Annotated in this window: 12 protein-coding genes and 1 pseudogene; 10 read left to right on the top strand and 3 right to left on the bottom strand. The window is 62.9% G+C overall.

The genetic code is table 11. The features are described 5' to 3' along the window. Nucleotides 1-2: 2 nt before the first annotated feature. The 3 genes and pseudogenes from IGW03_RS27195 to IGW03_RS27210 form a co-directional block, all read right to left on the bottom strand. Nucleotides 3-1,379 carry an IS30 family transposase gene (locus tag IGW03_RS27195; protein WP_151638174.1) on the bottom strand — a complete coding sequence of 459 codons (1,377 nt, stop codon included), beginning with the start codon at nucleotides 1,377-1,379 and terminating at the stop codon, nucleotides 3-5. 68 nt (nucleotides 1,380-1,447) lie between these two features. Beyond that, nucleotides 1,448-2,337: pseudogene (locus IGW03_RS27200) on the bottom strand (IS3 family transposase); the annotation flags it as partial. Between the two features lie 378 nt (nucleotides 2,338-2,715). After that, nucleotides 2,716-3,465 (bottom strand): GntR family transcriptional regulator, encoded by a 750-nt coding sequence (locus IGW03_RS27210; protein ID WP_194725692.1) that lies wholly within the window; start codon nucleotides 3,463-3,465, stop codon nucleotides 2,716-2,718. A gap of 186 nt (nucleotides 3,466-3,651) precedes the next feature. Here IGW03_RS27210 and IGW03_RS27215 point away from each other — a divergent pair, with 186 nt between their 5' ends. The 10 genes from IGW03_RS27215 to gabD all read left to right on the top strand — a co-directional run bounded on the left by IGW03_RS27215 (nucleotide 3,652) and on the right by gabD (nucleotide 12,764). Continuing rightward, complete coding sequence (locus IGW03_RS27215) at nucleotides 3,652-4,503, top strand: fumarylacetoacetate hydrolase family protein (RefSeq protein ID WP_151638170.1); 852 nt, start codon at nucleotides 3,652-3,654, stop codon at nucleotides 4,501-4,503. Between the two features lie 92 nt (nucleotides 4,504-4,595). After that, the gene (locus IGW03_RS27220) at nucleotides 4,596-5,699 is read left to right on the top strand and encodes a cupin domain-containing protein (protein ID WP_151638169.1); all 1,104 of its coding nucleotides are present in this window, start codon (nucleotides 4,596-4,598) and stop codon (nucleotides 5,697-5,699) included. Nucleotides 5,700-5,733: 34 nt separating this feature from the next. Next, complete coding sequence (locus IGW03_RS27225; protein WP_151638168.1) at nucleotides 5,734-6,219, top strand: aromatic-ring-hydroxylating dioxygenase subunit beta; 486 nt, start codon at nucleotides 5,734-5,736, stop codon at nucleotides 6,217-6,219. Between the two features lie 23 nt (nucleotides 6,220-6,242). Next, on the top strand, nucleotides 6,243-7,514 hold the full coding sequence (locus tag IGW03_RS27230) for an aromatic ring-hydroxylating dioxygenase subunit alpha (RefSeq protein ID WP_151638167.1): 1,272 nt from the start codon (nucleotides 6,243-6,245) through the stop codon (nucleotides 7,512-7,514). 1 nt (nucleotide 7,515) lies between these two features. Continuing rightward, nucleotides 7,516-7,839 (top strand): non-heme iron oxygenase ferredoxin subunit, encoded by a 324-nt coding sequence (locus IGW03_RS27235; protein ID WP_151638166.1) that lies wholly within the window; start codon nucleotides 7,516-7,518, stop codon nucleotides 7,837-7,839. Next, complete coding sequence (locus tag IGW03_RS27240) at nucleotides 7,836-9,053, top strand: NAD(P)/FAD-dependent oxidoreductase (protein WP_151638165.1); 1,218 nt, start codon at nucleotides 7,836-7,838, stop codon at nucleotides 9,051-9,053. The genes IGW03_RS27235 and IGW03_RS27240 overlap by 4 nt, the downstream gene beginning before the upstream one ends. 161 nt (nucleotides 9,054-9,214) lie before the next feature. After that, a complete protein-coding gene (locus IGW03_RS27245) occupies nucleotides 9,215-9,625 on the top strand; it encodes a nuclear transport factor 2 family protein (protein WP_151638164.1) in 411 nt (136 codons plus the stop codon). Between the two features lie 29 nt (nucleotides 9,626-9,654). After that, the gene (gene hpaH, locus IGW03_RS27250; protein ID WP_151638163.1) at nucleotides 9,655-10,458 is read left to right on the top strand and encodes a 2-oxo-hept-4-ene-1,7-dioate hydratase; all 804 of its coding nucleotides are present in this window, start codon (nucleotides 9,655-9,657) and stop codon (nucleotides 10,456-10,458) included. Next, nucleotides 10,455-11,267, top strand: coding sequence for a 4-hydroxy-2-oxoheptanedioate aldolase (gene hpaI, locus IGW03_RS27255; protein ID WP_151638162.1), 813 nt, complete (start codon nucleotides 10,455-10,457; stop codon nucleotides 11,265-11,267). The genes hpaH and hpaI overlap by 4 nt, the downstream gene beginning before the upstream one ends. 24 nt (nucleotides 11,268-11,291) lie before the next feature. Then, the gene (gene gabD / locus IGW03_RS27260; protein WP_404822498.1) at nucleotides 11,292-12,764 is read left to right on the top strand and encodes an NADP-dependent succinate-semialdehyde dehydrogenase; all 1,473 of its coding nucleotides are present in this window, start codon (nucleotides 11,292-11,294) and stop codon (nucleotides 12,762-12,764) included. The last annotated feature ends 40 nt before the right edge of the window (nucleotides 12,765-12,804 follow it).

Raw genomic sequence — 12,804 nt, forward strand, 5'->3', positions numbered from 1 at the left:
ATTCAACCGGTCGTCGCAACATTAGATTGTTGAACAGATTTTAGGTACTTGTCCAGTGCTTCGGCCGGTGTCTTCCAGCCAAGCGTTTTCCTGGGCCTGGAATTCAGTGTGTTAGCCACGGCCTGGATCTCTCGATCGCTCCAACGAGACAGGTCTGTACCCTTTGGGAAGTATTGCCGCAGGAGGCCGTTCGTATTCTCGTTCGTGCCGCGCTGCCATGGACTGTGCGGGTCGGCGAAGAATACCTTCACCTCGGACTCGACCGTAAAGCGGGCGTGATCAGAGAGTTCTTTGCCACGATCCCAGGTCAATGACTGCCACAACCGGGCAGGCATCTCAGTCACGGTCTTTTTGAGCGCGTTGGCCATCGTGATAGCTCCGTAGCCAGCCAGCGCAGGACCATTCTTTGTCCTGGGAATGAGCCCGTAGCCTTCCTCGCGAGGCAGGTGAACAAGCATAGTGAATCGGCTTGACCGCTCAACCAGCGTTCCAATCGCGGACCTGTTCAGGCCGATGATCAGGTCACCCTCCCAATGCCCCGGCACAGCGCGATCCTGCGCTTCTGCAGGCCGGTTAGAGATCATCACATCCTCGCTAACATGTGCCCAGGCCTTAGCTTGTGCCCTGGCCCTGGGCACGCGCAACGCCCGTCCGGTGCGCAGACAGCTAACCAGCTCACGCTTGAGAGCCCCTCGGCCCTGGATGTAGAGAGCCTGATAGATGGCTTCGTGAGAAATGCGCATGGATTCGTCACCCGGGAAGTCGGTCTGCAGTCGGTTGGAAATCTGTTCGGGCGACCAACCATTGACCCATTTGCGGTCACCGCGATGTGGCTTGTTTCTTCCTATGAACGGCGCTTGCACAGGTCCAGAAACGTTACGGCCCTTAGCGTCCCGAACCTTGCCCTCCAGCCGGTCTTGCACGTAGTGGCGCAACCGTGGATTAGTCGTCAGTTTGGATGGCTTGGGTCTTTTGGCAACCAGCTCCGCCTTCCACTGCGCAACCGAAGCGCGATACTCAAGTCGGCCGCCACGAGTTGCAGCGTTACGTGTTAGTTCCCGCGAAACCGTTGATGGGCTGCGTCCGATACGGCGCGCAATCTCTCGTACCCCGACGCCCTGGCACGAAAGTAGTCCAATCTCTTCTCGCTCCACAAACGACAGGTACCTCCCGGATATCGGGCTCAACATGGAAAGTGGCATGCCTCCATTATGCCGGAACCAGCGAGTCCCCACTACCTGTGACACGCCAACCGCCTCTGCAGCCTTCTCACTTGTAATGCCTGTCGCGATTTGCTCCCAGAATCGCCGCTCGGTTTCCCGCCGATGCGACGGTGCACCCGGCGAGCGCATCGCTCCTCGCCCCGTCAACTTCTGCATCCACCCCGCTGGTCGTCCCATAAACACCTCATCGATTAAAGGTGTTGCGACGACCGGTTGAATCCGCCTTGCGACCCGCGGTCCGAATGGTGAATCAGCCCGGCCGCGGGGCGCTTGTTGCGTACCGCATGCCATAGAGCCTGTGCGGTCAGTTCCTGCGTCATTCGCTCGCTCATGGCATATCCAACGATTTCGCAAGTAAACACATCCTTGACTTCGGCCACGTATAGCCAGCCCTCTTCGGTCGGCACATAAGTAATATCCACCAGCCACTGCTGGTTAGGTGCTGTCGGATCGAACCGCTGCTCCAGCAAGTTGGCTTCTACCGGCAAGTCATGTCGGGAATTCGTTGTTGCCTTGAACCGGCGCTTTTGCTTGCAGCGTAGTCCCAGTTCCCGCCGCAACCGGTCAACGCGGTCGCGGCCGACAGCAAACCCCTGGGCTTTCAATTCCGGCTGCATCCGCCGTACGCCGTAGGTTTCCCGGCTCTGCCGATGTACTGCTCTGATCGCTACCTTCAGTCGCTCATCGGCCTGCTGGCGTGCACAGGGTTTGCGGTTGAGCCAGGCGTAAAAGCCGCTGCGTGATACGCCAAACACCCGGCATAGCAAGGCAATGGGGTAGTCGAGTCGCAGATGTTTCAGTTGCGCGTACCGGGCAGCGACTCCCGTGCAAAGTACGCTGTCGCTTTTTTTAGCACTTCTTTTTCCATGCGTTCTGTGGCCAATTCTTTGCGCAACTTGGCGACCTCGGCTTCCAGCTCGACTACGCTCCGGCTTCCTGGCGCTGCAGTGCCTGCGCTAGTTCCACGCTTGGCAGCCATTACCCAGTTCGATAGCGTTCCCTTGGGCACGCTTAGCCGCTGCGCCGCCGCTTCCAGGGACAATCCCTGCTCCAGCACCAGCTTTACTGCTTCGGCCCGAAACTCGGGCGTGTAGCTTCTGATTTCTTTCTTCATGCTTTCTCCCATTTACTCAGTGTATCAAACGGGAGTGTCCACAAATGTCAGGCTACCTCATCTATACCAATCAAACAAGGCGGTAATGCAGTAAAGAAGCGATGCATTTCACTACGACGCAACTTCCTTCTGAGGACTTGATTACCGGAACGACCGACTCCATGTACCTGAAACACGCTTAAAATGGGCGACATGCCTGATCGGCGGCGAATCCTCGCAGAGTAAAAGCATGACGATCATTGGCAATGTGTTGCCTAGCGGTGCCTCTGGTTTTGATTGCTCTTCACCGTGCTGCACTTGATCGAGGGAGCCGACGCGCTGATCGAAGGCGTGAGCCCCGTCTGCGGTGCGGGCGCCGTTCCTCCTGCCGACCGGCGATTACTCCTGCAATGACGCTTCGCGCCTGCGTGTGTGTGGCGCGGTGTTGTTGTTGGCCGCCTCATCCTGTATGCGTGCGATCAGGATCCGCTTGTTTTCGCGGCTGCGGTAGGCATGCTCACGCATGACGGCCTCGGCGCGTGCGCCTTCCCGCTGCATGATGGCCGACAGCAGATCTTCATGGTCGTCCTGTGCACGACGCACGAAGGTAATCTCCAGATCGGTAGGTGTCTCCGGCAGGGACAGTGCGCCGGGACCCGCCATCGGGATCTTGTTGTTGTGTGCCAGAGCCGAGGCCAGGGCGCGGTTGTTCGCCGCCGCAACCAGTACGCGGTGAAACTGCTCGTTGACCGCGCGCCAAGCTTCGGCATCTAGCACCCGCCCGGTGCAGGCAGCGACGTCGAGCAATTCGCGCCCGCGCGTGACCGCTTCCGTCATGTTCGCCAGTTCAGCCTCGGACACGCCGCGCTCGGCCACGATGCGTGCGGCCATCCCCTCCAGCACACCCCGCACATCCACAGCATCAGCGATGTCGTCCAAGGAGAAGGCGCGCACCCGGTAGCCGCGCGTCGGCAGACGCTCCAGCAAACCCTCGGATTCGAGTTCGATCAGCGCCAGACGCAGTGGCGTGCGCGAGACCCCGAGACGGGCGGCAAACGGGATTTCAACGATGCGTTCGCCCGGCGCGAGTTCGCCGGAGAGCACCATGTCCCGCAGGCGGGAGACAACATGATCAATTTGGGTGGCCATAAGTGGTGCGCGCAGTGAGATTGATTGCATGCAATTCTAGCAGTTAAATTGATAAATACCAGTTGCCGTAGACCAGATTGCATGCAATAATTAATAAAAAGTTTGATAAAGCGCTGTTTCCCCAGCAAAATGCGTACAATTTGCAGACAACAATAAAAACAATGCGATCAACGGTAGGAGACCTGAATGAAGTTGGCCAATTACACTCGCAATCAGTTGCCTGGCTGGGGCGTCGTCACCGAGACCGGCATCGCGCCGTTGTTCGAGAGCTGGCCGACGATTGGCGAGGGGCTGGCCGCGGGCAGCGCCGCCTTGGCCGCGGCACTGGCGAAACAGTCGCAGCGGATTGCGCTGGACGATGTCGTCTTCACCGCGCCGGTCGCGCCGGCCACCAAGATCCTGTGTGTGGGCATCAACTACGGGCTGCATATCGCCGAGATGAGGCGCGAAGTGCCGGCCAACCCGTCGGTGTTCGTGCGCTTTGCTGATTCCTTCGTCGGCCATGGCCAGCCGATCGTCTGCCCGGCCGCGTCCAACAAGTTCGATTTCGAGGCCGAACTGGCGATTGTGATCGGCCGCACCTGCCGCCACGCGACGCCGGAGCGCGCGCTCGACTATGTCGGCGGCTATACCTGCCTGGGCGACAACTCGGTGCGCGACTTCCAGAAGCACGCAGCCCAAGTCACCCCCGGCAAGAACTGGGAGCACAGCGGCAGCATTGGTCCCTGGATCGTGACCGCCGACGAGATCCCCGACCCGCAACAGTTGACCGTGATGAGCCGGTTGAACGGCACCGAGATGCAAAACGGCCAGACCTCCGACATGCTGTTTTCGGTCGCGCGCATCGTGTCCTACGTGTCGACCTTCACCACCCTGCGTGCCGGCGACGTGATCGCCACCGGCACCCCTGACGGTGTTGGCGCCGGCCGCACGCCACCGGTCTGGATGAAGCTGGGCGACGTGCTGGAGATCGAGATTTCCGGCATCGGCGTGCTGCGCAACCCGGTGATCCACGAAACGCAGGCCTATGCGGCCTAACCTTCTTCCACCCCACGGTCCGCCACCCGGCCCAGGCAAGCCCCGGGCTAGGGCGCATACCCTGAACTTTCCTAGACCTTCAAGACCTGACCATGACTGACCTCCAGCACAAATTCGTCGACGTGAGCGGCGCCGCGCCGCGCGAGCAAAACAAGTGGCGCTCCATCGTCGTCCCGAAGGAAGCGATCGACCTGGAAATCGAGCGCCTGATCGATCTGCCGCGCCCGGCCAACGGCCGCCGCGCGACGCTGATTACCCATCCCGAGGCGATCGCGCCCGGCCTCGGCTTTGCGCCGTCGACCGATGTCACGATCAACGTGATCAACCCCGGCGAAAGCACGCTCAACCTGCGCAAGAATTCCAACATGCTGGAGATCTGCCTAGCAGGGGAGGGCGTCGCCATGGTCGGCCAGCGTGAGATCGCGGTCTCGAAGTGGGACGTCTGGAACACGCCGGCGATGAACATTCATTCGTACCGCAACACGGGCAAAACGCCGTGGGTGCGCCTGTCGTATTCGAATGCGCCGGTGCTGGAAAAGCTGGAGGTGCACTTCGTCGAAGAGTTCGAGGGATCGGTGCCGCCGGCCGACCGCAACTCTAAGCCCTCGCAGGTCAATCCCGACCTGGCGCGCGCTCGCGACCTGGCGCTCAGGAAGCAGATCGGCGAGGATGGCGCTCACCTGCTGGGCTATGAATGGCTGATCGATATCGACGTGGTCGAATCCAAGCCGCTGCACTGGCCGTACGCAAAGGTCGCCGAGCACCTGCCGACGGTCGAGGACCTGGCCAAGGGCTACAACGGACGCCGCCTGTTTGTGCTTTACAACCCGGCAACCGAGCGCCGCAACGGCACCACCCACAGCTTCTTTGCGACCATTTCGTCGTCGCCGCCGAACAACACCCACGTGCCGCACCGCCACAGCTCGTCGGCGATCAACTACTACCTGCGCGGCAATGGCCACAGCATGGTCGAAGGCCACCGCTACGACTGGAAGGCCGGCGACTTGCTGCTGTCCGCCCCGGGATGGGCGATGCACGCCCATAACTCCGGCACCGAGACTGTGTCGGCGCTGACTGTGCAGGACCACCCGTTCCATATCGGCATCGAGTCGCTGATCTGGCAGGAGCGCTCGTACGAGCCGATCATTGCGCTGGGCAGCCAGCCTGGCTTCCAGAGCAACCGCGCGTCGCTCTGACCCACACCCGTCACCCGAACGAGACTTCATCACCATGACTTATTCCCGTGAACACGCGGCGCTGCGCGCCGACCTGCGCGACTTCTATGAAGAGTATGCCGCCTGCCTCGATGAGGAAGAGCTCGAGCGCTGGCCCGACTTCTTTACCGAGGACTGCCGCTATCGGGTCACCGCGCGCGAGAACTACGACCAGAAGCTGCCGTACGGCCTGATCTACTGCATCAACAAGGACATGATCAAGGACCGCGTGCTGGCGCTGCGCCAGACCACGATGTACGAGCCGCGCTCGCTGCGGCACTTTATCAGCGGCGTGCGCATCAAGCGCATTGACGGCGACACGATCGAGACCCAGTCCAATTTCACGATCCTCGAATCGCTGTCGGACCGCGAGCCGGTGGTCAACATGGTCGGCCGCTACATCGACACCGTCGTGCGCACCACCGACGGCTTCCTGTTCAAGGACCGCGACTGCGTTTGCGACAACTATCGCGTGCGCACCTCGCTGATCATCCCCGTCTAACTGCCGCCCCGGAGAACCGTATCATGTGTGAACACGACCACGACCACGCCGCCAAGCCGGCGGCCCAGGCCCCAATCACGATCCACCGCCGCTGGCCGGAAGAGGGCTTCACCCGGATCCCGAACTGGATCTATACCGACCCGGCGATTTTTCAGAAGGAGATGGACGTCTTCTTCGCCGGCAAGACCTGGAACTACATCGGCCTCGAGTGCGAGGTGCCCGAGCCGGGCAATTTCAAGCGCCAGTGGATCGGCACCCGCCCGGTGATCATGGTGCGCAAGGAAAACGGCGAGATCAACGTGATCGAGAATCGCTGCGCGCACCGCGGAGCGCAGATCTGCTGGAAGAACACCGGCACCGTAAAGGATTTCACCTGCCCGTATCACCAGTGGAACTACGACCTCGACGGCAACTTGCAAGGGCTGCCGTTCAAACGCGGCGCGCTCGGCAAGGGCGGGATGCCCAAGGATTTCAGCAACGAGGAAAACAGCCTCAAGAAGCTGCGCTCGGTCAACCGCGGCGGCTCGATCTGGGCCACGTTTTCGGACGACGCGCCGAGCTTCGAGGAATACTGCGGCCCCGAAGTGCTGGCCGAGATCGACCACATGTTCCCGGGCAAGAAGCTCACGCTGCTGGGCTACAGCCGCCAGCTCATCCCCAGCAACTGGAAAATGTACCTGGAAAACCTGAAAGATCCGTACCACGCGACGCTGCTGCACACGTTCTACATCACCTTCGGCCTGTGGCGCGCGGACTCGAAGTCGGAGAACATCCCGACCGGCGGCGGCAAGCACAGCGTGATGATCTCGCATAACGAGGGCAAGAAGGTGACCGAGGCGACGTCAGAGATGGGGCGCTTCCGGTCCGACCTCGAGCTGCTGGACAAGGAAACGGTCACACCGCGCCGCGAGTTCAATCGCGGCCGCGTCGGCGGCGCGTGGATCTTCCCGGCCGCGCAGATGGGCATCCAGGCCAATTCGCTCAAGACCCGCCACGTGATCCCGCGTAGCCCGACCGAGCACGAACTCGTGTTCACCTACTACGGCTACGCCGACGATGACGAGGAAATGCAGCGCCTGCGGCTGAAACACGCGAACCTGCTGGGACCGGCCGGCTTCGTGTCGATGGACGACAGCGAGATGCTGAACCAGATGCAGATCGGCGTGACCGGCTACCCGGAAGCCAAGGGCATCGTCGAGATGGGCGGGCGCGACACTGAACCGACCGATTACATGGTCACCGAAGTGCTGATCCGCGCGTTTTATCAGTACTACCGCGATGCGATGGGGCTGTGAGATGAGCGGCCATTGGATTCCGATTGCAAAGGTCGCCGACGTGCCGGAAGAAACCGGTACGATGCGGGTGATCCACGGCACCGAGGCGGTCTGCCTGTATCTGCTCGGCGATAAGGTTTGCGCAACCCAGGATCGGTGCCCGCACGGCAATGCGAGCCTGGCCGAGGGCTATATCGTCGATGGCATGATCGAGTGCCCGCTGCACCAGGGGATGTTTGACATCGCCACCGGGGTCGTCAAGACGCCGCCGTGCACGGTCAACCTGACGACCTATCCAGTCAAGGTGGAGGACGGGGTGATTTACTTGGAAGAGGGCGCGCGATGAGCCAGCAAACAATTGTGGTTGTCGGTGCCGGCCAGGCCGGTGCTTGGGCGGCCCGCACGCTGCGCAACGAGGGCTTCGCCGGGCACGTGGTGCTGGTCGGGTACGAGGCGCACCCGCCGTACGAACGCCCGCCGTTGTCAAAGGAGCAACTGCAACCCGATCCGACCCAAATGGACAGCTTGTTGTCGGCGGCCGAGATGGCCGATCTGGACATCGACTGGCTGCCGTCGCTCGCCTGTGTACGCATCGATCGTGTCGCCCGTCAGATCGTCCTGTCCAACGACGAGACGATCGGCTACGACAAGCTGATCCTGGCTACCGGTGGCATCGCGCGCGTCCCACCACTGCCCGGCATCGATGCCCCCTGCGTCCATACGCTGCGCACGCTGGACGATGCCCAGCGCCTGCGCTCGGCCCTGAAGCCCGGCGCGCACCTGCTGGTCATTGGCGGTGGCTGGATAGGGCTGGAGGTGGCCGCCTCGGCGCGTCAGCTGGGATGCAATGTGACGCTGGTCGAATCCGGCGCAACCTTGTGCGGGCGCACAGGATCACCCGCGCTGTCGGCCTATCTGACGGACCTGCACGCGTCGCACGGCGTCGATCTGCGCCTGTCATCCGGCGTCGCCGCCCTGGAAAACACCAGCAGCGCCGGCTGCAGAGCCGTGCTGGCGGATGGCAGCAGCGTGAACGTTCACCTCGTGGTGGTCGGGATCGGCCTGATCCAAAACGATGCGGTGGCGTCCCAGGCGGGGCTGGAGTGCGACCATGGCGTAATCGTCGATCGCCAGTGCCGCACCTCGGACCCCGACATCTTCGCCGCCGGGGATGTTACCGCGATGCGCGAGGACCAGGGACTGCTGCGGCTGGAGTCCTGGCAGAACGCCCAGGACCAGGGCATTGCCGCCGCGCGTGCGGTACTGGGGCAGGCGGTCGACTATCGGCCGGTGCCGTACTTCTGGTCCCAGCAGTACGACACGATGGTGCAGCTGGCCGGCCGCAGCGCGCCGGGGGCGATTCAGGTGACGCGCGGCGACGCCAGCCGGATGATGGTCGTCGATCTGACGGCGGACGGACGGGTGCTGTCGGCGATCGTCGCCAACAATCCGCGTGATTTTAGGACGCTGCGCAAGTTCGTGTCCGACGGCACCCGGATCGATGCCGGACGCTTCGCTGATCCGGCCATGCCGTTGGCCAAGCTCGCGATCGCCGCCTGATCGCCGCCCGGATCTTCTGCTGCCCGGAATAAGTGTTGTTCCAGTGCGGCGGTTGTTGGCGGTACGGCAATAAGGCACGATCAACGGCGGGCGTGTGCGCTCGTTTGCGCTCGTTTATTCGAACTAACTAGGGGCTAGCGCCCCGTGAAGGAGACGCTGCAATGACTTCCCACGAATACAACAACATCGCTGCCGTGGTCTACCGGTTCTTCGCCGGTCTGGACACCCGCCAGCATGCAATCTCGGCCGGCCTGATCGCCAGAGACGGCGTCTGGAACCGCGCCGGCATCGAACTGACCGGCCCAGATGGGGTGCTGGCCGCGCTGGACAAGCGTGATCCGAAGCGCCAGACCGCGCATATCGTGACCAACCTGTTCTTGGAGGACGCGACCGAAACCACCGCGCGCGTCCGCTTTTACATGAGCGCCTACGAGACCCACAACAGCGAGGACGGCAAGCCGGGCGCGCCCCAGTTTTTGGGCGTGCGCGCCTGCATCGATGAGCTGGTGATGGAGGACGGACAGTGGCGGATCCAGTCCAAGACCAGCCACCGCTTCCTGCCCGCCGAGTAAGCGCCCCTGCGCCCCCCAAGGAGACCGTTTTGCTTACCCCCGACATCATCGAGCAACTGGCCAGCGAATTCCTGCAGGCCGAACAGACCCGCACCCAGATAAGACAGATCTCGCTGCGCCATCCCGATATCACCATCGCCGACGCCTACGCAATCCAGAAAGCCTGGGTGCAGAAGAAGATCGACGCCGGTAACCCCTTGAAGGGTCACAAAATCGGTCTGACCTCCCGAGCGATGCAGCAGGCGGTCGGCATCAACGAGCCTGATTTCGGCGCGCTGCTGGAAGACATGTTCTTCCATGACGGCGACACTATCCCGACCGACCGCTTCATCGCTCCCCGTGTGGAAGTGGAACTGGCGTTCATCATGGACCGGCGCCTCGAAGGCCCGAACATCACGCTGTTCGATGTGCTGGACGCGGTGCGATATGTCACGCCGGCGCTGGAAATCATTGATTCGCGCTCGCACATGGTAGACCCGGAGACCAAGCGCACGCGCAAGGTGTTCGACACGATCGCCGACAACGCCGCCAATGCTGGCGTGGTGCTGGGCGGACGCCCTGTGCGCGTCAACGAGGTCGACTTGCGCTGGGTATCGGCGATCCTTTCTCAAAATGCGGTTATTGAGGAGACCGGGGTGGCCGCCGGCGTGCTGAACCACCCGGCGAATGGCGTCGTCTGGCTGGCCAACCGGTTGGCCGAGCACGGCGTAGCGCTAGAAAAGGGCCAGGTGATCCTCGGCGGCTCCTTCACCCGCCCGGTGTTCGCCAAAAAGAGCGACACCCTGTTCGTCGATTACGGCCCGCTGGGCGCCGTGTCCTGCCATTTCGGATGATGGCCATGGAAAACACCTTCAAGCGCGCGCTCGCGCAAAAGCAATCCCAGATCGGCCTGTGGCTCGGAATGTGCAGCGGCTACGCCGCCGAGATGGTGGCCGGCGCCGGCTTTGACTGGCTCTTGATCGACGCCGAACACGCGCCCAACACGCTGGATTCGGTACTGGCGCAACTGCAAGCACTGGCCCCGCACCCGGCGCACCCGGTGGTGCGCAGCGCCTGGAACGACATAGTCGAAATCAAGCGCCTGCTCGACGTCGGCGCCACCACCTTGCTGATCCCGATGGTGCAGAACGCCAACGAAGCGCAGCGCGCGGTGGCGTCGACCCGCTATCCGCCGCAGGGCGTGCGCGGTGTCGGCGCGGCACTGGCGCGCGCGTCGCAATGGAACCGCACGCCGAACTACCTGAAGCGGGCCAATGACCAGATCTGCGTGCTGGTGCAGGTCGAAACCGTTTCGGCGATGGCCGAGATCGAAGCGATCTGCGCGGTTGATGGCGTCGACGGCGTGTTCATCGGCCCGTCCGACCTGGCCGCCGACATGGGGCACCTGGGCGACCCCGGCCACCCGGATGTGCAGCGTGCGGTCGAGGATGGCATCCGCCGGATCGTCGCATCGGGCAAGGCTGCCGGCATCCTGATCGCCGACGAGGCGCTCGCGCGCCGTTACATCGAACTGGGCACCACCTTCACCGCGGTCGGCGTGGACACCACGCTCCTGGTTAAAAGTGCCGAGGCGCTGGCGCGCCGCTTCAAGGGTGAGGAAGCCCCGGCCCCGCCGAAAAGCGACGGCCCCTCCGTCTATTGATCCGCATTGATAAAGAGTAGAGACATGATGGCAAACGACACCGCAGCCCCGCCGCTGCACGACCCAACGCTGTTCAGGCAGGCCTGCTACATCAACGGCCAATGGTGCGCCGCCGACAGCGGCAAGACGATCCCCGTCACCAATCCCGCCACCGGCAAGACGATCGGCACCGTGCCCGCGATGGGTGCCGACGAGACCCGCCGCGCAATTGCTGCCGCGAACGCCGCCTGGCCGTCCTGGCGCGCCAAGACCGCCAAGGAACGCGGAACGATCCTGCGCCGCTGGTATGAGCTGATGCTGGCGCACCAAGAAGACTTGGCAATCCTGATGACGCTCGAGCAGGGCAAGCCGCTGGCCGAGTCGCGCGGCGAAATCGGCTACGCGGCATCGTTTCTCGAGTGGTTCGCGGAAGAGGCGAGGCGCGTCTATGGCGACACGATTCCTGGCCACCAGGCCGATAAGCGCATTCACGTCACCAAGGAGCCGATCGGGGTTTGCGCGGCGATCACGCCGTGGAACTTCCCGGCGGCGATGATCACCCGAAAGGCTGGACCAGCGCTGGCCGCCGGCTGCACGATGGTCCTGAAACCCGCGACCGCGACCCCGTATTCGGCGTTCGCGCTCGCGGAACTGGCCGAGCGCGCCGGCGTGCCGGCCGGCGTGTTCTCGGTGGTGACCGGCAGTGCCTCGGGGATCGGCGGCGAGATGACGTCCAACCCGCTAGTGCGCAAGCTGACCTTCACCGGCTCGACCGAGGTTGGCAAGATCCTGCTGCGCCAGTGCGCGGAAACGGTCAAGAAGACCTCGATGGAATTGGGCGGCAACGCGCCGTTCATCGTGTTCGACGATGCCGACCTGGACGCAGCGGTGGAGGGCGCGATCGCGTCGAAATACCGCAATGCCGGCCAGACCTGCGTCTGCGCGAACCGGCTGCTGGTGCAGGACGGCGTCTACGACGAATTCGCGCGGCGCCTGGTTGAACGCGTCAAGGCGTTGCGAGTTGGTTACGGCCTGGAGCAGGGCGTGACGATCGGCCCGCTGATCGACGACAATTCCGTCGCAAAGGTGCTGGAGCATGTCGAAGACGCGGTACAAAAGGGCGGCCAGCTGGTGCTGGGCGGCCAGCGCCATGCGCTCGGCGGCAATTTCGTCGAGCCGGCGGTGATCACCGGCGCCACCCCGGACATGAAGATCGCCCACGAGGAAACCTTCGGCCCGGTCGCCGCGCTGTTCCGGTTCACCACCGACGCCGAGGCGATCGCGATGGCCAACGACACCGAGTTCGGACTGGCCTCGTACTTCTACGGGCGCGACATCAGCCGCATCTACCGGGTCGCCGAAGGCCTCGAGTACGGAATCGTCGGCGTCAATACCGGGCTGATCTCGACCGAGGTCGCGCCATTCGGCGGGATCAAGGAATCCGGGTTGGGCCGCGAAGGCTCGCACTACGGGATCGACGACTACCTGGAGTTGAAGTACGTCTGCCTGGCCGTGTAACCGATATTAAAAACAGGCCGGCACAGACCGGTCACCCCAA

The sequence above is a fragment of the Noviherbaspirillum malthae genome, from assembly GCF_015352985.1.
Taxonomy (GTDB): Bacteria; Pseudomonadota; Gammaproteobacteria; order Burkholderiales; family Burkholderiaceae_D; genus Noviherbaspirillum; species Noviherbaspirillum malthae.

Bases quoted from the DNA above. Each gene is read 5' to 3' on its own strand.
- IGW03_RS27195 (WP_151638174.1), bottom strand. From the start codon at position 1,379: ATGCAGAAGTTGACGGGGCGAGGAGCGATGCGCTCGCCGGGTGCACCG.
- IGW03_RS27210 (WP_194725692.1), bottom strand. From the start codon at position 3,465: ATGGCCACCCAAATTGATCATGTTGTCTCCCGCCTGCGGGACATGGTG.
- IGW03_RS27215 (WP_151638170.1), top strand. From the start codon at position 3,652: ATGAAGTTGGCCAATTACACTCGCAATCAGTTGCCTGGCTGGGGCGTC.
- IGW03_RS27220 (WP_151638169.1), top strand. From the start codon at position 4,596: ATGACTGACCTCCAGCACAAATTCGTCGACGTGAGCGGCGCCGCGCCG.
- IGW03_RS27225 (WP_151638168.1), top strand. From the start codon at position 5,734: ATGACTTATTCCCGTGAACACGCGGCGCTGCGCGCCGACCTGCGCGAC.
- IGW03_RS27230 (WP_151638167.1), top strand. From the start codon at position 6,243: ATGTGTGAACACGACCACGACCACGCCGCCAAGCCGGCGGCCCAGGCC.
- IGW03_RS27235 (WP_151638166.1), top strand. From the start codon at position 7,516: ATGAGCGGCCATTGGATTCCGATTGCAAAGGTCGCCGACGTGCCGGAA.
- IGW03_RS27240 (WP_151638165.1), top strand. From the start codon at position 7,836: ATGAGCCAGCAAACAATTGTGGTTGTCGGTGCCGGCCAGGCCGGTGCT.
- IGW03_RS27245 (WP_151638164.1), top strand. From the start codon at position 9,215: ATGACTTCCCACGAATACAACAACATCGCTGCCGTGGTCTACCGGTTC.
- hpaI (WP_151638162.1), top strand. From the start codon at position 10,455: ATGATGGCCATGGAAAACACCTTCAAGCGCGCGCTCGCGCAAAAGCAA.
- gabD (WP_404822498.1), top strand. From the start codon at position 11,292: ATGATGGCAAACGACACCGCAGCCCCGCCGCTGCACGACCCAACGCTG.